Source organism: Streptomyces sp. NPDC050619 (genome assembly GCF_040654815.1).
Taxonomy (GTDB): Bacteria; Actinomycetota; Actinomycetes; order Streptomycetales; family Streptomycetaceae; genus Streptomyces.
Genome location: NZ_JBFAIR010000020.1, coordinates 190,828 through 209,082 on the forward strand (window position 1 = coordinate 190,828; position 18,255 = coordinate 209,082).

General features: G+C 69.3%; 21 protein-coding genes, 1 tRNA gene and 3 pseudogenes. 22 read left to right on the forward strand and 3 right to left on the reverse strand.

Translation table 11 applies throughout. The annotated features are described in order from the left end of the window. The 8 genes and pseudogenes from AB0I77_RS30345 to AB0I77_RS30380 all read left to right on the forward strand — a co-directional run. Positions 1-129 (forward strand): annotated as a pseudogene (locus AB0I77_RS30345) (siderophore-interacting protein); the annotation flags it as partial. 209 nt (positions 130-338) lie between these two features. Then, positions 339-1,826, forward strand: coding sequence for a hypothetical protein (locus tag AB0I77_RS30350; RefSeq protein WP_363285913.1), 1,488 nt, complete (start codon positions 339-341; stop codon positions 1,824-1,826). A 25-nt stretch (positions 1,827-1,851) separates the two neighbouring features. Then, positions 1,852-2,454 carry an HhH-GPD-type base excision DNA repair protein gene (locus tag AB0I77_RS30355; protein WP_363285914.1) on the forward strand — a complete coding sequence of 201 codons (603 nt, stop codon included), beginning with the start codon at positions 1,852-1,854 and terminating at the stop codon, positions 2,452-2,454. Positions 2,455-2,549: 95 nt separating this feature from the next. After that, positions 2,550-3,212 (forward strand): HdeD family acid-resistance protein, encoded by a 663-nt coding sequence (locus AB0I77_RS30360; protein WP_363285915.1) that lies wholly within the window; start codon positions 2,550-2,552, stop codon positions 3,210-3,212. Between the two features lie 98 nt (positions 3,213-3,310). Beyond that, positions 3,311-3,634, forward strand: coding sequence for a hypothetical protein (locus AB0I77_RS30365; protein WP_363285916.1), 324 nt, complete (start codon positions 3,311-3,313; stop codon positions 3,632-3,634). An 87-nt stretch (positions 3,635-3,721) separates the two neighbouring features. Next, positions 3,722-3,844: a hypothetical protein gene (locus AB0I77_RS30370; RefSeq protein ID WP_363285917.1), complete on the forward strand. Its 123-nt coding sequence runs from the start codon at positions 3,722-3,724 to the stop codon at positions 3,842-3,844. A gap of 222 nt (positions 3,845-4,066) precedes the next feature. After that, positions 4,067-4,363 carry a type II toxin-antitoxin system VapB family antitoxin gene (locus AB0I77_RS30375; protein WP_003999914.1) on the forward strand — a complete coding sequence of 99 codons (297 nt, stop codon included), beginning with the start codon at positions 4,067-4,069 and terminating at the stop codon, positions 4,361-4,363. Between the two features lie 148 nt (positions 4,364-4,511). Beyond that, positions 4,512-5,159 carry a LytR C-terminal domain-containing protein gene (locus AB0I77_RS30380; RefSeq protein ID WP_363285918.1) on the forward strand — a complete coding sequence of 216 codons (648 nt, stop codon included), beginning with the start codon at positions 4,512-4,514 and terminating at the stop codon, positions 5,157-5,159. A 45-nt stretch (positions 5,160-5,204) separates the two neighbouring features. Here AB0I77_RS30380 and upp read toward each other — a convergent pair whose 3' ends face one another. Further along, complete coding sequence (upp, locus tag AB0I77_RS30385) at positions 5,205-5,840, reverse strand: uracil phosphoribosyltransferase (protein WP_363285919.1); 636 nt, start codon at positions 5,838-5,840, stop codon at positions 5,205-5,207. A gap of 106 nt (positions 5,841-5,946) precedes the next feature. On the opposite strand from upp, the gene AB0I77_RS30390 reads away from it, so the two are divergent. The 9 genes from AB0I77_RS30390 (at position 5,947) to AB0I77_RS30430 (ending at position 11,373) form a co-directional block, all read left to right on the forward strand. Beyond that, positions 5,947-6,168, forward strand: coding sequence for a hypothetical protein (locus AB0I77_RS30390; protein ID WP_363285920.1), 222 nt, complete (start codon positions 5,947-5,949; stop codon positions 6,166-6,168). A gap of 357 nt (positions 6,169-6,525) precedes the next feature. Next, positions 6,526-7,053, forward strand: coding sequence for a hypothetical protein (locus AB0I77_RS30395; protein ID WP_363285941.1), 528 nt, complete (start codon positions 6,526-6,528; stop codon positions 7,051-7,053). 56 nt (positions 7,054-7,109) lie between these two features. Continuing rightward, complete coding sequence (gene tadA / locus AB0I77_RS30400; protein ID WP_363285921.1) at positions 7,110-7,541, forward strand: tRNA adenosine(34) deaminase TadA; 432 nt, start codon at positions 7,110-7,112, stop codon at positions 7,539-7,541. A gap of 63 nt (positions 7,542-7,604) precedes the next feature. Continuing rightward, positions 7,605-7,689, forward strand: a tRNA-Ser gene (locus tag AB0I77_RS30405). A gap of 93 nt (positions 7,690-7,782) precedes the next feature. Then, the gene (locus tag AB0I77_RS30410) at positions 7,783-7,962 is read left to right on the forward strand and encodes a hypothetical protein (protein WP_363285922.1); all 180 of its coding nucleotides are present in this window, start codon (positions 7,783-7,785) and stop codon (positions 7,960-7,962) included. After that, positions 7,959-8,252, forward strand: coding sequence for a Dabb family protein (locus AB0I77_RS30415; RefSeq protein ID WP_363285923.1), 294 nt, complete (start codon positions 7,959-7,961; stop codon positions 8,250-8,252). The genes AB0I77_RS30410 and AB0I77_RS30415 overlap by 4 nt, the downstream gene beginning before the upstream one ends. A 228-nt stretch (positions 8,253-8,480) precedes the next feature. Beyond that, positions 8,481-9,392, forward strand: a complete 912-nt coding sequence (locus AB0I77_RS30420) for an RNA polymerase sigma factor SigF (protein WP_363285924.1) — start codon at positions 8,481-8,483, stop codon at positions 9,390-9,392. A gap of 267 nt (positions 9,393-9,659) precedes the next feature. Beyond that, a complete protein-coding gene (locus AB0I77_RS30425) occupies positions 9,660-10,541 on the forward strand; it encodes an RNA polymerase sigma factor SigF (protein ID WP_363285925.1) in 882 nt (293 codons plus the stop codon). 70 nt (positions 10,542-10,611) lie between these two features. Beyond that, positions 10,612-11,373: a hypothetical protein gene (locus AB0I77_RS30430; RefSeq protein WP_363285926.1), complete on the forward strand. Its 762-nt coding sequence runs from the start codon at positions 10,612-10,614 to the stop codon at positions 11,371-11,373. A 56-nt stretch (positions 11,374-11,429) separates the two neighbouring features. Here the strand turns inward: AB0I77_RS30430 and AB0I77_RS30435 are convergent, their stop codons facing one another. After that, on the reverse strand, positions 11,430-12,653 hold the full coding sequence (locus AB0I77_RS30435; protein ID WP_363285927.1) for an RNA-guided endonuclease TnpB family protein: 1,224 nt from the start codon (positions 12,651-12,653) through the stop codon (positions 11,430-11,432). A gap of 25 nt (positions 12,654-12,678) precedes the next feature. Between AB0I77_RS30435 and tnpA the strand changes: the two are divergent. The 3 genes and pseudogenes from tnpA to AB0I77_RS30450 form a co-directional block, all read left to right on the forward strand. Beyond that, positions 12,679-12,915 (forward strand): annotated as a pseudogene (tnpA, locus tag AB0I77_RS30440) (IS200/IS605 family transposase); the annotation flags it as partial. Between the two features lie 325 nt (positions 12,916-13,240). Next, a pseudogene (locus AB0I77_RS30445) lies at positions 13,241-13,942 on the forward strand (IS5 family transposase); the annotation flags it as partial. A gap of 218 nt (positions 13,943-14,160) precedes the next feature. Beyond that, positions 14,161-14,841 carry a hypothetical protein gene (locus tag AB0I77_RS30450; RefSeq protein ID WP_363285928.1) on the forward strand — a complete coding sequence of 227 codons (681 nt, stop codon included), beginning with the start codon at positions 14,161-14,163 and terminating at the stop codon, positions 14,839-14,841. Between the two features lie 519 nt (positions 14,842-15,360). Here the strand turns inward: AB0I77_RS30450 and AB0I77_RS30455 are convergent. Beyond that, positions 15,361-15,558, reverse strand: coding sequence for a hypothetical protein (locus AB0I77_RS30455; RefSeq protein WP_363285929.1), 198 nt, complete (start codon positions 15,556-15,558; stop codon positions 15,361-15,363). A gap of 195 nt (positions 15,559-15,753) precedes the next feature. Between AB0I77_RS30455 and AB0I77_RS30460 the strand changes: the two genes are divergently transcribed. Together AB0I77_RS30460 and AB0I77_RS30465 are read left to right on the forward strand one after the other, a co-directional pair. Next, positions 15,754-16,248, forward strand: coding sequence for a MarR family transcriptional regulator (locus AB0I77_RS30460; RefSeq protein WP_363285930.1), 495 nt, complete (start codon positions 15,754-15,756; stop codon positions 16,246-16,248). A gap of 13 nt (positions 16,249-16,261) precedes the next feature. Continuing rightward, positions 16,262-18,255: MFS transporter (locus AB0I77_RS30465; protein ID WP_363285931.1), on the forward strand; the 1,994-nt coding region annotated here is incomplete at its 3' end.

Genomic DNA, 18,255 nt, shown 5'->3' on the forward strand with positions numbered 1-18,255 from the left:
AGCGACGGCGGGATGCTGGCGGCGACCGGCGTCCATCCCACGATGTGGGTCCGGCTCTGGTTCGACAACGCGGGCAAACCGCACCAGCGCGCGTACACGCTGGTCGACCCGGATCCCGCGGCCGGCACGGAACTCGGCGTTCCCAGGCAGCGGTTGCACGCGCTGGGGTACTGGCGGGCGAGCTAGCCGGAACCCAGCGCACAAAGGTCGGACCCCAGCGCAAAGATTCGGTCAGCACGCACAACTTTTGCCCAGCTGTGCGTGTCGTGTGGGACATCCGTTGCTCGAGACGTTGCTCGAGACGTTGCTCGAGACGTTGCCTGAGTCAAGGAGTCCCGTTGCGCAAAGCAGTCCTGGCGACCGTGCTGGCCGCGGTCGCCGGCGTCACGCTCACGCCGATGACCTCGTCCGCCGCCACCGCCTACAAGGGCGCCAACACCGCCGCCGTCCAGGACGACTTCAACGGCGACGGCTACCGCGACCTGGCGATCGGCGCACCCCACGCGGCCAACGGGAGCGTGGAGGAGGCCGGAGCGGTCGTCGTCCTGTACGGGTCGGCGTCGTCGGTCAGCACCACGCGCCGGACGGTCATCACCCAGGCGACGACGGGAATCCCCGGGGATCCCGAGGCCTGGGACGGCTTCGGTGCCGAGGTCACCAGCGCCGACCTCGACCGGGACGGGTACGCGGACCTGATCGTCGGCACGCCCGACGAGGCCGTCGGGAGCAATCAGTCCCGGGGCTCGGTGACCGTCGTGTGGGGCGGATCGACCGGGCTGAAGAGCGGGACGAGCATCGCCCCGCCCACCGGATACGGGGACGGCAGGACGTACTGCCGCTTCGGGCTGTCCCTGGCCACGGGCGACACGAACGGCGACGGCGCCCCCGATCTGGGCGTCGGCTCGGGCTGCGAGGGCGCCTCCTACACGGGCCCCTTCACCCGCACCGGGACGGCCGCGTACACCGACCGGGAGTCCTTCTACGGCGCGACCCGTGGCGTGGTGATGGGCGACGTCGACGGTGACGGGGACGCCGAGCAGTTCTGGCTGCCCGGGCCCACCGACGGCGACCTCCGCGGGCCGGTGTACGTCCAGCCGGGCGTCACCGACGGCGACCCGGCGCCGCCCTCCTACCGCACCGAACTCCCCTACGCCGACGGCCACGCCGGCGTGATCGGCGACATCAACGGCGACGGCTACGGCGACCTCGTCACCGGCGTCTCGACGGACGACTCCATGTCCGGCGGCCCGGCCGGCTGGGCCCGCCTCGGCGGCGAGATCGACGTCCTCTACGGCAGCGCCCAGGGCATCACCGCCGACCAGAAGCCGAAGGTCTTCCAGCAGGACACGGCGGGCGTGCCCGGCACCGCCGAGGGCGGCGACATGTTCGGCCAGTCCCTCAGCATCGGTGACCTGAACGGCGACGGATACGCCGACGTCCTGGTCGGCTCCCCCGGCGAGGCGATCGGCACGCGCGCGTCGGCGGGCAACGTGGTCCTGCTGCGCGGCTCCGCCGCGGGCCTGACCACCACCAAGGCGGCCGGATACAACCAGGACACGACGGGCGTGCCCGGCGCGGCCGAGACCGGCGACCAGTTCGGCGCGGCCGTCCACCTCGCCGACCTCAACAAGGACGGCAAACTGGAGACGATCGTAGGGATACCGACCGAGAACAGCGACGGCTGTGTGTGGATCGCCCGCGGCTCGTCCGCCGGGCCCGTCCTGAGCGGCTCGGTCAACCTGTGCGGCAAGAGCGCGGGCATCACCCTCCTCAACACCAAGGGCTACTTCGGCGCGGCGCTCAGCGGCGCCCACGTGGAGCTCTGACGCACACGGAGGCATGATCGGGGTCATGGACGTCACTCTTCACCTCGCCCAGGACCCCGAGGCCGACGAACTCCTCGGGCGCTCACCGCTCGCCGCGCTGGTCGGGATGCTGCTGGACCAGCAGGTTCCGATGGAGTGGGCGTTCAAGGGACCCCGCACGATCGCGGACCGGCTCGGCGCCGACGACCTGGACGCGCACGAGATCGCCGTGCGGGACCCGGAGTCCTTCGCCGCGCTGCTCTCCGACAAGCCGGCCGTGCACCGCTACCCGGGGTCGATGGCGAAGCGCGTCCAGCAGCTGTGCCAGTACCTCGTCGAGCACTACGACGGGAACGCCGAGCTGGTCTGGAAGGGTGTGACCGACGGGCCGGAACTGCTGAGGCGGCTCCAGGAACTGCCCGGCTTCGGCAAGCAGAAGGCGCAGATCTTCCTCGCCCTGCTGGGCAAGCAACTGGGCGTACGCCCCACGGGCTGGCGCGAGGCCGCGGGCGCCTACGGTGAGGTGAAGTCGTTCCGCTCCGTCGCCGACATCACCGGCCCCGAGTCGCTGGCCAAGGTACGGGCGCACAAGCAGGAGACGAAGGCGGCGGCCAAGGCGGCCAAGGCGGCGAAGACCGCCGGGACCTGACACAGGCTTGAGCCGACCGGCCCGCCCCCAGCCGGCGTAAGCCAACCGGCCCGCCCCGGCTGGCGTAAGGCCCCGTTCGGGTCCAAGCATGGACCATGACCGAGCCACCGACCGGCTCCCCCGGGGCCCCGGAGTACGACGACCGCAAGGTCCACAGCAGACACCCCGTGTCCGGCCACGAGCCCGAACCGCCCTTCGAGGGCCCCCTGAGCGCCCTGGCCCGCGCCGCCTGGCAGGTCGTCCTGCTCACCGGCGTCGCGTCCCTGGTCCTGGGAGTCCTGGTCCTGGCCTGGCCGGGCTCCTCCGTGCTCGCGGCCGGCATCCTCTTCGGCGTCTACCTCCTGATCAGCGGGATCTTCCAACTGGTCGCCGCCTTCGGCACGCACCGGACGACCTCGCTGCGGGTGCTCGCCTTCCTCAGCGGCGCCCTGTCGGTCCTGCTCGGCCTGTTCTGCTTCCGCGGGCCCATGCGGTCGGTCCTGCTGCTCGCCCTGTGGATCGGCATCGGCTGGCTGATCCGCGGGATCACCCAGACCCTGGCCGCCGCCTCGGACCCGTCCATGCCCGCACGCGGCTGGCAGATCTTCCTCGGGGCCGTCACCTTCGCCGGCGGGATCGTGCTGATCGACTCGCCGTTCGAGTCGGTCGCCGTCCTCACCCTGCTCGGCGGGATCTGGCTGGTCGCGGTCGGCGCCGTCGAGATCGTCACCGCGCTCCGCATCCGGGGGCGGGCCCGGCAGGTCCCGCGCACCCTGTGAACCCCTCCGTGCAGCCCTCCGTGAAGCCCTCCGCCGAACGGGCGGTTCCCGCCCCCGGTGTGCTCAATGCCCAGCGTGTCACGGGGAGGTGACCCCCCATGAGCAGCACCGCACACAGCCACCCGCGCAGCCGCGCCTGGCTGCGTGTCCTCGTCCTGCTGCTCGTCGTGCTGGTCCCGGCCATACCCGCCGGGGAGTCCGCGACGCCCGTCGCCACCGCGGAGATCACCGAGTACGACGTCCTCGACACGGCCCCGCGGCCACCGGCCCGCCCCGCACCGCGTCCCCTCGCACCCCCGGACCGGACACCCCGCCCGGCCCCGGCGCCGGCGCCCCGCGTCCCGGAGTGCCACCCCTTCCCCGCGCCGCCGAGCCCGCCGTACGCCCTGCACACCCTGCGCTCCGTGGTCCTGCGCTGCTGACCGAGCCGGCCTCTCCCCCTCCGGCCCTTCAGCACAACGCCGCAAGCGGCACAACGCTCCATGCGGCACGACGCTAGGAACACGACCATGCCCATTGACCCGTACGCGGTCCTGCGCGCCCTCGTGCGCGCGGAGGCCGCACGCAACACACCGAAACCGCAAGTGAAGCAACCGAAGCCGCAGCAGCCGCCGAACGAACGGGGCCGCTGATCCGACCGGCGGAGGCGGACCCGGCCAGATCCGGCTACTGCCTCCGCCGTGCCGTGCCGTACTGAAGTGCGATTGCCTCCGGCACTGTCGCTCTGTCGCTCCTGCCAGAGCCCCGTTTCTCAGACCGGCTTCCCGTTTCGCACCGCTTTGCCATATCTTTTCCGGCGCCGCACTCCACCGCTGAGGCTGCGCCCGGAACGTCTGGGCCGGTAGGCTTTCCGTGTGATCTTCAAGCGCATCGGAAACGGCCGGCCGTACCCCGACCACGGCCGGGAAAGCACCCGGCAGTGGGCGGACGTCGCACCGCGCCCGGTCCGCCTCGATCAGCTCGTGACGACCAAGGGCCAGCTCGACCTGGAAACCCTGCTCGCCGAGGACTCCACCTTCTACGGCGACCTGTTCGCGCACGTCGTGAAGTGGCAGGGCGACCTGTACCTGGAGGACGGCCTCCACCGAGCGGTGCGCGCGGCGCTCCAGCAGCGACAGGTACTGCACGCGCGCGTGCTCGAACTGGACTGAGTCCGAGTCTGAGAACCGGACTGAGAAACCGGACTGAGAACGGGACGATGTGACCGTCCAGTAAAGGCTTGGCCCTTTTGGGTTCTCCTGCGCGGTGTCCAATGATCATCTAGTAGGCATCGTCGCCCGAGCGCACTACGCTGCGCTCATGAGCATGCTGACTCCCCAAGGCATGGGCCGCCAGTACCGGATCAAGGGGAACAAGTACCCGAGAATGCGCCGGCCCCGGCGGCGCGGCAGGCTCGCCGTCGGGCTGGTCGCCTCCGTCGCCGCACTCGGAGTGGTCGGCTGGGGCACCCTGCAGCTCATCGACGTCTTCACCGGTGGCGACAAGGCCACGGCGGCCGGCCCCAAATCAGGCTGCCCCACCAAGGCGACCCCGTCCGCGAGTGCCGGTACCGGTACCGGTGCCGCGGTCAAGCCGGGCCAGATCACCGTCAACGTCCTCAACGCCACCCCCCGCAGCGGCCTCGCCAAGACGACCGCGGACGAGCTCAAGAAGCGCGGCTTCAAGATCGGCGACGTGGGCAACGCGACCAAGGAGTACGACAAGAAGGTCGACGGCGCCGGGATACTGCTCGGCCCCGCGTCCTCCCTGAACACCTCGCTGCCCGTCCTCGCCACCCAGCTCACCACAGCCGAGCGCCGCACCGACGCCGCCCGCAAGGGCACCGACCTCGACCTCATCCTCGGCAACCGCTTCAAGAACCTCACGACGAAGGCGGACGCCGACAAGGCCCTGGCCCGACTGGCCAAGCCCCAGCCGACACCCGCCTCCTCGAAGCAGACCTGCTGAGCGGTCGTACGGGATCCGCGGCCTCGCCACCAACGGCTCGCGCTCCTATTCGGCCGCCCCGTAGAGCCGGTCCCCCGCGTCGCCCAGTCCCGGCACGATGTAGCCGTGCTCGTTGAGGTGGTCGTCGACCGCGGCCGTGACCACCGTGACCGGGGTGCCCGCCAGCTCGCGCTCCATGATCTCCACGCCCTCCGGGGCGGCGAGGAGCACCACGGCGGTGACGTCGTCGGCGCCGCGCTTGATCAGCTCGCGGATCGCCGCGACCAGCGTGCCGCCGGTGGCGAGCATCGGGTCGAGGACGTACGTCTGGCGGCCGGAGAGGTCCTCCGGCATGCGCGTGGCGTAGGTGGACGCCTCCAGCGTCTGCTCGTTGCGGACCATGCCCAGGAAGCCCACCTCGGCTGTCGGCAGCAGCCGCATCATGCCGTCGAGCATGCCGAGGCCGGCGCGCAGGATCGGCACCACCAGGGGGCGCGGGTGGGACAGCTTGACGCCGGTGGTCGAGGAGACCGGCGTGGTGATGTCGACCTGTTCGGTGCGCACGTCGCGCGTGGCCTCGTAGGCGAGCAGGGTGACCAGCTCGTCGGCCAGACGGCGGAAGGTCGCGGAGTCGGTGCGCCGGTCGCGCAGCGTGGTGAGCTTGTGAGCGACCAGAGGGTGGTCGACGACATGGAGACGCATGGCCTAACAGTAGCCGGGCGCGATACGGGGCCCAGGTGACCCTCGCGCTGGCATCAAACCGGCCATCCGGGGGAAAGTGGGAGGGACGTACCGGGAGGGTGTGCCTATGCCTGACCTGCCTGATCTGCCTGATCTGCCTGATCTGCCTGATCGTGAAGCCCGGGAGGACTCGCCGGCGCGGGAGACCGACGCCGCGCGCCGGCGGCGGCGCGCCCAGTTCCTGCGCGAGCTCAGCGAGGCCCGCGAACTGCGCGACCGGGTCCAGCCGCGCCGCGCGAAGACCGCCCGGCTCAGGCACGCGATGCGCATGCGGACGTTCCGCTGGTGAAGCCCGGTCACCCTCGTTCTGGCGCCGGCCGAGCGCGGAGACACGCCGAAAAAGGGGCACGGCGGGGGAAGATCACGGGACGCGCGGGCGTTGGACAGGTGGTCGTGCGTGGGCGTCTGGAAAAGCCGCGTACGATCCGCTGTTGGCGGCATCAGGTGCGCTGGTGAGACCTCGACGGGCCCTCGGCTGCCACGAGATGGGCGGCAGCCGGACACACAGGGAGCCGAAGACGTCCCCTGAGCGACTTGTTTCTGCCACGATTCCGAGTGGGTGGGCTCGGAGCACAGCTCTCGCCGCCCGCAACCTCCGCCGGGGGGACCCCCAACCGGCACGCCTATGACCAGTGGGAGAGTCACGGTGTACTTCGCCGCACTGCTCGCGCGCACCGAAGACGGGTGGGAAGCGAGCGACACAGAGCTCGACGATGTGGAAACCCTGTCGGATCTGGCCGACCTCGCACGCGAGGCCTCGCCCGAGGACGACACGGTGCTGTTGCTCATCGAGCAGGAGGACGCCTGGTTCGGCGTCGTCCGCGTCGACGGCGAGGAGGACCCGCGCATCTACGTCTCGGACGCCGCCGCCGCTGCCCGCAGCTCGTACGGCGAGATCCTGCTCACCGCCGAACTGCTCGGCAGGGAGCTCGGCGACAACGAGCCCGACCTGGACGCCCTCGACCTCGACGGCACCGAGGACGGTGAGGACGAGGACGACGACGCCGAGGACGGCGGCTCCGCCGAGGCCGTACCGCACGGCCCGGTCGGCGACGCCGAGATCCTGGACGACCTCGGCGTCGGCGAGAAGGAGCTGAAGTCGCTGTCGGCGGACGCGCTCACCGAGATCGCCGAGTCCCTGGGCGCCTCGGAGGTCCTGGAGACCGTCCGCTGACCTCACCGACCGCAGGAACGACACCGGACCCGGTACGCGACCGGTGGCGGGCCGCCATGCGGCTCGCCCTGGCCGAGGCCGGGCAGGCCGGCCGTGGCGGGGACGTCCCCGTCGGTGCCGTCCTGCTGTCCCCGGACGGTACGACGGTGCTGGCGGCCGGACACAACGAACGCGAAGCCACCGGCGACCCGACGGCCCACGCGGAGATGCTCGCCCTCCGGCGCGGCGCCGCCGAGCTGGGCGAGTGGCGGCTGTCCGGCTGCACGCTGGTCGTGACGCTGGAACCCTGCACGATGTGCGCGGGCGCCCTCGTGCAGTCCCGCGTGGACCGCGTGGTCTACGGCGCCCGGGACGAGAAGGCCGGCGCGGCCGGCTCCCTCTGGGACGTCGTCCGCGACCGGCGCCTCAACCATCGCCCCGAAGTGATCGAGGGCGTACTCGCCGAGGAGTGCGCCCGGCTGCTCACCGACTTCTTCCGCACCCGCTGACGGGGCCCGGAGTACCGAATACCGATTTCAAAGCACGCCCCACCTTGCTGTAAGGTCTCTCCCGGTAGCGTGTCCGAGCGGCCGAAGGAGCTCGCCTCGAAAGCGAGTGTGGCGCAAGTCACCGAGGGTTCAAATCCCTCCGCTACCGCTTCAGATGGGCCCCGTCGTCAGACGGGGCCTTTCGTGCGATCATGACCGCTCGTTGCAGACATCAGTGACAGGGGAGACAGGGGAGGCCGCGATGGCGGTGAACTCGAAGAAGATCGCCGTCTACGTGCTCGTGGTCTTCGCGCTCTACGTGATCATCACGGACCCGAGCAAGGCTGCCGACTACGTCCAGATAGGGTTCGAGGGCATATCGGACGCCGCCAGGTCCATCGGTGACTTCATGACCTGGGTCGCTCACGGAGGGAACTCATGATCCGCCATCTGGTCCTCTTCAAGCTCAACGAGGGCGTCGAACGCGACGACCCGCGCGTGGTGAAGGGCGAGGAGGCCTTCCGGGACCTCGACACCAAGATCCCCGAGATCCGCTTCTGGGAAATCGGCTGGAACCTGAGCGACCGGCCCGTCGCCTACGACTTCGCCATCAACTCCAGCTTCGACGACGCGGCCGCGCTGCGGCGGTACGCGGAGCATCCGGAGCACCAGGCGGGCGTGGCGCTGTGGGGCCAGTTCGCCACCTGGGTGATCGCCGACTACGAGTTCTGAGGCCCTCTGTCTTTCAGCCCTCCGCTTCAGCCCTCCGCCGGAAACGGCGGGGGGCTTTTCTGCGGCTTTTTCTGCGTCTTGCGCGCCAACTTGCCCCTCAACACGGCGTAACACGAATTTATGCGGTGCTTGCACACAGTGCACATGTCTTGTGATGCTATGACCGCTTTTGACGGATGGGTTGACGGATGTAGACCGAGGAAGACCGATGAAGAGGTGGCGTTGACCGTGTCGGCCAGTACTGCGCCGCCCCAGGAAGCCGCACCAGCGGCGCCGACCGCTCCCGCGGCACCGACCGCACCCTCGGCACCGACCGCACCGACCCCACCGACCCCACCGACCCCACCGACCCCACCAGCCGCTCCGCAGCGCAGCAGCCGCGGCGCCGACACCCGGGCGCTCACCCAGGTGCTCTTCGGCGAGCTCAAGGAGCTACAGCCGGGCACGCCGGAGCACACTCGGGTGCGCGGGGCGCTCATCGAGGCCAACCTGCCGCTCGTGCGCTACGCGGCCGCCCGTTTCCGCTCCCGCAACGAGCCGATGGAGGACGTCGTCCAGGTCGGCACCATCGGGCTCATCAACGCCATCGACCGCTTCGACCCGGACCGGGGCGTGCAGTTCCCGACGTTCGCCATGCCGACCGTGGTCGGCGAGATCAAGCGGTACTTCCGCGACAACGTCCGCACGGTCCACGTACCGCGCCGGCTGCACGAGCTGTGGGTGCAGGTCAACAGCGCCACCGAGGACCTGACGACCGCCTTCGGGCGCACCCCGACGACCGCCGAGATCGCCGAGCGGCTGCGGATCACCGAGGAGGAGGTGCTGTCCTGCATCGAGGCCGGACGGTCGTACCACGCCACCTCGCTGGAGGCCGCCCAGGAGGGCGACGGACTGCCCGGCCTCCTCGACCGGCTCGGCTACGAGGACCCGGCGCTGGACGGCGTCGAGCACCGCGACCTCGTCCGGCATCTGCTGGTCCAGTTGCCGGAAAGGGAACAGCGAATTCTGCTTCTGCGCTACTACAGCAATCTCACCCAGTCGCAGATCAGTGCGGAACTCGGCGTCTCCCAGATGCACGTCTCGCGGCTACTCGCGCGTAGCTTCCAGCGACTGCGCTCCGCGAACCGGATCGACGCATAACCGTATAGATAATCGAGCCGTCACCGGCACGAGCGAATCGCTCACCAGCGCGGATCCTGGTGTTTCTGCGCGAAAAACCGTCAGAACCCCTTCTTCCAGGGCGTATTCGCGTCTCAGATGTCGACATGTCACTTCAGCGTGTTGCCGACATGTGACATTCTGCCGTAAGTGCGTTTGCCGAGGCTTCGGCTCCGGTATTCAGGTGGAGGCTGCGTTCCTCCGTGGGAGCGTCCGCCACGACCGTCCTCGCGACCCAAAGGGGGTGGCATGTCCGCAGACCAGGGCAGCTCGAAGGTGCTCACGCTCACGAAGAGCGAGGCTGCGCCCGCGCTCGACGACGTAACGGCTCTTGAGGCCGCGCCGGCCCCGGCACTCCCGACTTCGGGAGCCATCGACACCCGCACCCTGTCCCGCTCCCTGTTCCTGCGGCTCGCCGCACTCGACGAGAACAGCCCCGAGCGTGCGTACGTCCGGGACACACTCATCGAACTCAACCTCCCACTGGTGCGCTACGCGGCGGCCCGCTTCCGCTCGCGCAACGAGCCGATGGAGGACATCGTCCAGGTCGGCACCATCGGCCTGATCAAGGCGATCGACCGCTTCGACTGCGAACGGGGGGTGGAGTTCCCGACGTTCGCGATGCCGACGGTGGTCGGCGAGATCAAGCGGTTCTTCCGCGACACGTCGTGGTCGGTGCGCGTACCGCGCCGGCTCCAGGAGCTGCGTCTGGCCCTCACCAAGGCCAGCGACGAGCTCGCTCAGAAGCTGGACCGCTCCCCGACCGTCCCCGAACTCGCCGCCATCCTGGGCGTGTCGGAGGAGGACGTCGTCGACGGCCTCGCGGTCGGCAACGCGTACACGGCCTCCTCGCTGGACTCCCCGGCCCCGGAGGACGACGGCGGCGAGGGCTCCCTTGCCGACCGCCTCGGCTACGAGGACCCGTCCCTGGAGGGCGTCGAGTACCGCGAGTCCCTCAAGCCACTCCTCGCCAAGCTCCCGCCCCGCGAGCGCCGCATCATCATGCTGCGCTTCTTCGCCAACATGACCCAGTCGCAGATCGGCGAGGAGGTCGGCATCTCCCAGATGCACGTCTCCCGCCTCCTGACCCGCACGCTGTCCCAGCTGCGGGAGGGCCTCATCTCCGACTGAAGCACTTCCGAGTACGTCTGAGTGCTTCCGAGGACTTCCTTCCTGACGGAGCGTCAGCCACACTGGCGCGATGTTTGGAGTGACCTCGACAACCGGCCGTCGGGGCGCCTTGATCGGCGCCTCGGCGGCCGTCGTCTGCCTGGGCGGAGCGCTTGCCGCGTGCGGCGGCCCAAGCGGCGGCGGTTACGTCGCCACGGGCGCGGCGGGCGGCCCGCCTCAGGCTTCCGGTACGGCGGCGGCGCCGACGGGGGATGTGACGCTGGTTCCGCTGGACGGGGGAGGGGGAGGCGGGAGCGGCGGGGACAGCGACGGGAAGCCGTCGCCGAGCGCGGGCAACTCGACCAGCGGCGGCGGCACATCGCGAAGCGCCGCCAGGGAACCCGACCCACCCGGCCCATCCGACCCACCCGGCCCGAGCGGAAGCCCGCGCCCTCCTTCGGCCGAGGGCGCCAAGTCCGGTCGTACGACGACGAGTCCGTCGCCTTCTGGAACGTCCACCGCCGGCCCCACGACGCCACCCACCGGGCCCGCCGCCCTGAGCGTCGGCAAACCGGTGCGCAAGGCGACGGACAAGCGATGGTGCGAGGACGTCAGCCTCGCCCTCCGCAACACCGGCGGCTCCGCGGTGCGTTCGGGCACGGTCACCTTCGGCACGCACATCATCGATGCGCTCGGCATCGACTGGGCGACGATCGAGTCCACCGGGAAGCTTCCCGCGCCGATCGAGGCCGGCGCCCGGAAAGAGAAGACCTGGAGGGTGTGCGTCGAGGAGTGGCGGGTGCCTCTGGGCATGCACATCGAGACTCAGGACGTCTCGGTGAAGTGGAATTGACTTGCTCCTGGGGCTGAGGCCCGAGGATTCTGGCCTTCTCGTCCGTTGCTGTGCCGCTAGGCGGCACAGGTTTCGGGCGGGGATCCGTGGCTTCCTGTTTCTTCGCGCTGTGCCGGGACGAGTCCTGGTCTTACTGGCGCTCCGCAGGCTGATACCGCCAGTCCGGCGGCCGTCTTGACGTTGATCGCGGCGTTGTGGTCCCGGTCATGGAGGGTGCCGCAGGCGGTGCAGGTCCATTCCCGGACGTTCAGGGGTTTGGGTCCGTCGTTTGTGCCGCAGGCCGAGCAGGTCTGGGAGGTCGGCTCGAAGCGGCCGATCTTGACCAGGGTCCGGCCGTACCGGGCGGCCTTGTACTCCAGCATGTGGACGAATGCCGACCATCCGGCATCGTGGACACTCTTGGCCAGCCTGCTGCGCGCGAGTCCTTTGACCGCCAGATCTTCCACGCCGATCGCTTGGTTGTCGCGGATCAGCTGGGTGGAGAGCTGGTGGTGGAACTCATGGCGGGCGTCGGCCACCTTGGCGTGGGCGCGGGCGACCTTGAGGCGGGCCTTCTCTCGGTTTTTGGATCCCTTCTGCTTGCGGGACAGCTCGCGCTGGGCTCGCTTCAGTTTCTTCTCCGCGCGGCGCAGGAACCGCGGGGAGTCGATCTTCGTGCCGTCGGAGAGAACGGCGAAGTGGGTGAGGCCGAGGTCGATGCCGATCATGTCGTCGGTGTCGGGCATCCGGGCGGCGTCGGCGGCCGGGTCGGTGTCGATGACGAAGGAGGCGAAGTACCGTCCGGCCGCGTCCTTGATCACGGTGACCGAGGAGGGCTGTACGGGCAGGGTGCGTGACCACGTCACCTTCACCGCGCCGATCTTCGGGAGGTTCAACCGCCCGCTGCCGGTGATCGACCAGCGGGCGTTGGCGGTGAAGCGGATCGACTGCCGGTTGTCCTTGCGGGACTTGAACCGGGGGGCACCCATCTTCGTGCCCTTGCGCTCGCCCCTGAGGGAGGCGAAGAAGTTCTTGTAGGCGGCCTCCGCGTCGCGCAGGGACTGCTGGAGGACCACCGAGGAGACCTCGCCCAGCCAGGCCCGTGCGTCGGTCTGTTTCGCCTCGGTGATCAGCTTTTTGGACAGCTCGCCGGCCGCCGGGAACGCCTGGCCCGCCCTGCGGGCGTCCTCGCGGGATCGCACCGCGTCGTTGAACACGACGCGGGCGCACCCGAACGCCTTGGCCAGTGCGGTGCGTTGGCCAGCATCCGGGTACAGCCTGAAGGCGTACCGAAGCTGCATGACGGCCACGCTACATACGTGGGTTATGGGCGATATGCAGAAGATCAGAACTGGTCGGCACTGTGTTTTCGTGATGCATGTGCACTTGGTCTTCGTGACCAAGTTCCGGCATAAGGTGTTCACGGATGCTCATCTGAGGCGGATGGAGGAGATCGTGCGGTCGGTGTGCGCGGACTTCGAGTGCGAGCTGGTGGAGTTCAACGGCGAGACCAACCACGTCCACCTCCTGGTGAACTTCCCGCCCAAGGTCGCCGTCACAGCGGCTGCCTCTATTTGGCCGGTGGCCTGCAATGGTGCTGTGAGCCAGGTCGGCCGCAGGCTTATCCGCCGTACGGGCAGCACACCTGCACCTTCTGGTCGCTGACTGTCACGCAGCCTCACGAGATCAAAGCAGAGCGGTAGCCGGTGATGGCCGTCCGCAGCGTCCTGCGGTTCGCTCGGTGGCGGATCAGCCCCGACACCTCCGCTGCGCCCCGTGGATCCAGTAGGCGGGAGCACTCCGGCCGTAACTGGAAAACTTCGCTCATCGATTAGGGGCTGTCCGATGGGTCGCGTGACGGGCTCGTTGGCGGATCGTTCCGTTCGGTCGCACGGTCATCAACGGCATTCTCTTCCGCCAGCGGACTGGTGTGCCGTGGCGCGACTTACCCACACGGTTCGGTAAGTGGAAAGCAGTGCACTACAGGCACCGGCGTTGGTCGGCGGACGGTACGTGGGACCGGACCCTTCGGGCTGTCCAGGCCGACGCCGACGCGGAGGGGCGGATCGATTGGAGCGTGGTGAGCGTGGATTCCACGGTGTGCCGTGCCCACCAGCACGCCGCCGGGGCCCGGCACAGGCCGACACTGATGCCGGGACGACGCAGGCGGCCCGCCCAGCATCGTCCTGACGAGGCGGTAGGCCACGCGGTGGGCTCACGACCAAGATTCACCTGGCGAGTGACGGCGACTGCCGCCCGCTGTCCATCCTGATCACGCCCGGACAGTGGGGTGACGCGCCGCAGTTGATCCCGGTCCTGGACCATATCCGTGTACCACGTCCGGCCGGCGGGCAGCCGAGGACTCGTCCTGGCCACCTGTGCGGCGACAAAGCGTACAGCTCCCGTCGCAACCGCTGTTACCTGCGACGGAGACAAATCCGGCACACCATTCCCGAGCGCAGGGACCAGCGGGCCAACCGCCAGCGCCGTGGCCATAGCCATAGCCATAGCCACCAGGTACGACAAGAGAGCGTATGTCTTTCACGGCACGGTCATTCTCGCCGCGATCCGGCTCTGGCTCCGCCCATGACCTGCCGGGCAGCCCTTTAGACCGGCCGGGCGCTGCGGGCTGGGCCGACCAGGGGAAACGTCCGCCGATGGCCCGGCTTCCCGCAGTCACAATCACCGGCCCGTCCCGGGCTGGATGCGAACCTGACGTTGTCCAGCAGTTGTCCTGCCCGGCAGGGCTCAACGATCGGGAAGCGCGCAATGGGCGGTGCGAAAGAGCCTTCGAAACCAACGGAATCCATGCCCCCGACCATCGGAGAGATTCAGGCCACGCTGGGAAAGCGGCTGGACGACGTGGCCAAGATCCTGGCCGGTGCCCTCGTGGCGGTGGCCGGCATCATGACCACCTTGGGACTCAATAGCGAGTTCGTGTTCGTCGCTCTCAACAACAGGTCGTGGCCCATCTACGTGGCCTCGCTCTGCGCCATCATCTCCATCGTCTGCAGCATCACCGCACTACTCATCCGCCCCACCGCACGCGGGGTCCTGTGGGAGACGGGCGTGCTCGTCCTCGGCGTCATCTTCTACATGGCATCCCTGAGCATTGCCGTGGTCGGCGCCGCCCAGGCCGCGGGCGGAAACGGCCGCCCGACCATCACCGACGTCAAACTCGACGGACCTCGCTCCAACATACGGCTACGCTTCGGCGTGCACGCTGACGGCGTCCAGAAGTGGGCGCACATCGAGGTGTCCGTAACCCCTGAGAATCTTCCCTCCGAGAAGTCGGGAGACCTCTACTGGAGTGTGCTCAGGCCTGACGATCACGGGGAGATCGCGCAGCAGATCGACATCCCGTTTTCGCCTCCGGCCGGAACGTTGGTGGTCGCGATTTCGGCCGTCAACCCCGACCAGCGCGAGGCGGGTAACTGCGCCGCCAGGACGCAGCACGGGCCAGCGTGCACGGAACTCCACATCTCCTGAGCCAGACCGCATTGACGGGATCCGCAGCTGGACTCGAATCACCAAAGTGAGAACAGCCTGGAGCCTGCCGATGCTGCAGCGGTCGGCGCGGCCGTCCGGGCCGTTGTCCCGAGCCCATTCCGTTCGTGCTGCACGACCCCAGGCTCGAGGGTGCGGGGCGGGGCTGAGGGCGAACCGCTCAGGAACTCGACGCGTTCGCCCTTGGCTGGGCAGTAGAGCGAGAGCCGGCGGGCAGACCCGTGCCTTTCTGGCATCGAGCTGCCGCCGATGATGGTCGGCCACCGGCTCGGCCGGCTCGATCGGCCGTTGCGGCGGGACAGATCCGGGAGGTCGCCCTGAGCGAGAGGCCCTGACGAGGGGCCCTCAGACCGGCCGCAGGGACGGTACCGAGCACTGTACGAGCTGCGGTGCACCGGGCCGGCGACGAAGGCCCCCGCACCGACGACCAGGGGAACCCGGTCGTCGCCGAGTCCGGGCCCCGGTCTGGTGCCGGCCACCCTTGCGTGGCGGTCGTACTGCCTACGTGAGCGCCAGCCAGGCCACCGCCGCCACGATCGCCACCGCGACGACCACGCCGATGATCAGGCCGATGCGGGGACCGCCCGAAGCGGCGGCCTGCTGCTGGCGGCCCTGGGGGGCCTCGTCGACGAACGCTCGGAACATCTGGGTGTTGCCTGCGGGGTCGTTGGTGCCCTGAGGGCCCTGGGTGTTAGCCATGCCCCGAGACACTAGCGAATCCGGGGGTGCGGCCCAAGTGGGGGCGCCGACACCGCACATCCTCTCCCGACCTGTGGATTTACGTTCGCGATACTTGCCTTTGCCAACTTTTTGATCCGCACCCGCCCTCACTTATTTGCCTGTAACAACCAATCACCTCTATGGTTGCCCTAAGCAACGAATACGGGAGGGGCGATGGCCGAGCAGGCGCAGTACCAGGAGCTGATCCGTCAGTTCAGCGCCTTCGGTGCCGTGAAGAGGGAGATGGGACGCGTTCTGCCGTCCGACTGCCCCAGCGGCTCCGCCTCCGTACTGACGCTCCTCGACCGCCACGGAGACATGCGCATGAGCAAGCTCGCGGAGCTGCTCGCCGTGGACATGTCGGTCACCAGCCGCCATGTCGCACACGTCGCCGAGCGCGGCTGGATCGAGCGCTCCCCCGACCCGGCGGACAAGCGCTCGCGGATCCTGCACCTCACGCCCGCGGGCCGGGCACAGCTGGACGAGCTGTCCCAGCGGCTCACACGGATGCTGACCGAGCGGCTGAGCGACTGGAGCGACGACGAGATCGGCCGGCTCATCCAGCTCATGACGCGACTGAGGTCGAGCTTCGACGACTGCCGCGTCGCGCCCCCGGTGTCCGCGCCGCCCGTCCTACTACCCCCGCGATCACCAAGTAAGAGCAAGTAAGAGAAGGAAGCCCATGGCAACGACCACACCAGCCGGTGTGCGTGCTCACGCCAAGCACGGGGGAGGCTCCTCAGGTCCCTCCGACGCTCCGATGACGCACCGGCAGATCATGGAGGCGCTCTCCGGGCTGCTGCTCGGGATGTTCGTGGCGATCCTGTCGTCCACGATCGTCTCGAACGCCCTCCCGGAGATCATCGGCGACCTCGGCGGCGGCCAGTCCGCCTACACCTGGGTCGTCACCGCCACTCTCCTGGCGATGACGGCGTCGACGCCCCTGTGGGGCAAGCTCTCCGACCTGTACAACAAGAAGGCGCTCGTCCAGCTGGCCCTGGTCATCTATGTGCTGGGCTCGGCGGCCGCCGGTCTGTCGCACAACTCCGGGATGCTGATCGCCTGCCGTGTCGTGCAGGGCATCGGCGTCGGCGGTCTGTCCGCCCTCGCGCAGATCGTGATGGCGGCGATGATCTCCCCGCGCGAGCGCGGGCGTTACTCCGGCTACCTGGGTGCGACCTTCGCCGTCGCCACCGTCGGCGGTCCGCTGCTCGGCGGTGTCATCACCGACACCTCGTGGCTGGGCTGGCGCTGGTGCTTCTACGTCGGTGTGCCCTTCGCGGTCATCGCGCTGATCGTGCTCCAGAAGACCCTGCACCTGCCGGTCGTGAAGCGGGACGTGAAGGTCGACTGGGCCGGCGCGTTCTTCATCTCGGCCGCCGTCTCGCTGCTGCTGGTCTGGGTCACCTTCGCCGACGACAAGTACGCGTGGCTGTCCTGGCAGACGTACGCGATGGTCGCGGGCTCGGTCGTCCTCGCGCTGATCTTCGTGCTCGTCGAGTCCAAGGCCCGTGAGCCGATCATCCCGCTGCGGCTGTTCCGCAACCGCACCATCACCCTGTCGTCGATCGCCTCGATGTTCGTGGGCGTCGCGATGTTCTCCGGCACGGTGTTCTTCGCCCAGTACTTCCAGCTGGCCCGGGACAAGTCCCCGACCATGTCCGGCGTCATGACGATCCCGATGATCGGCGGCCTGTTCGTCTCCTCCACCCTCTCCGGGCAGTTCATCACCCGCACCGGCAAGTGGAAGGCCTGGCTGGTCAGCGGCGGTGTGCTCATCACCGCGGGCTTGGGGCTGCTGGGCACCATCCGGTACGACACCCCGTACTGGCACGTCGCGATCTTCATGGCGCTGCTGGGCCTCGGCGTCGGCATGATGATGCAGAACCTGGTGCTGTCCACGCAGAACCAGGTCGACCCGGCCGACCTCGGCTCGGCCAGCTCCACGGTCACCTTCTTCCGGTCCCTCGGCGGTGCGATGGGCGTGTCCGCGCTCGGTGCCGTCATGGCGAACCGCATCACCCACTACGCCTCGGACGGCATCGCGGGCCTCGGCCCCAAGTACGCCTCCCTGGCGTCCGGTTCGGGCTCCTCCAGCGAGATCCCGGACATGGACAAGCTGCCCGCGCCGCTGCGTACGGTCATGGAGGGCGCGTACGGCCACGGCATCGCGGACGTCTTCCTGATCGCGGCGGGCCTGGCCCTGCTCGCCTTCCTCGTCACGCTGTTCATCAAGGAGGTTCCGCTGAAGACCAAGGGTGCGATGGCGCAGACGGCTTCGGCTTCGGCTTCGGCTTCGGCTTCGGCCGAGACTCAGGTCGAGGCTGAGGCTCCGGCTTCGGCTCCTGCGGCTGAGAGGGTCCCGAGCTGGGCCGTGGCGGACACCGATGCCGCCGGTCCCGAGGGCACGCAGCGGCTGGGCACACAGCAACTGGGCACGCAACGGCTCGCGGCCGTCGCGACGATCGCCCGGCCCGAGGGGGCGTCCGGTGGTTCGGGTGGGGTCTCGGTGCGTGGGTTTGTGCGGGGTGCGGAGAGTGCGCCGGTGCCGCGGGCCGCGGTGACGTTGATCTCGCTGGGTGGGCGGCAGTTGGGCCGGTCGGTCGCGCAGGCGGACGGCTCGTATGCCGTGGATGCGCCGGGTGCGGGGTCGTATGTGCTGATCGCGTCCGCGGA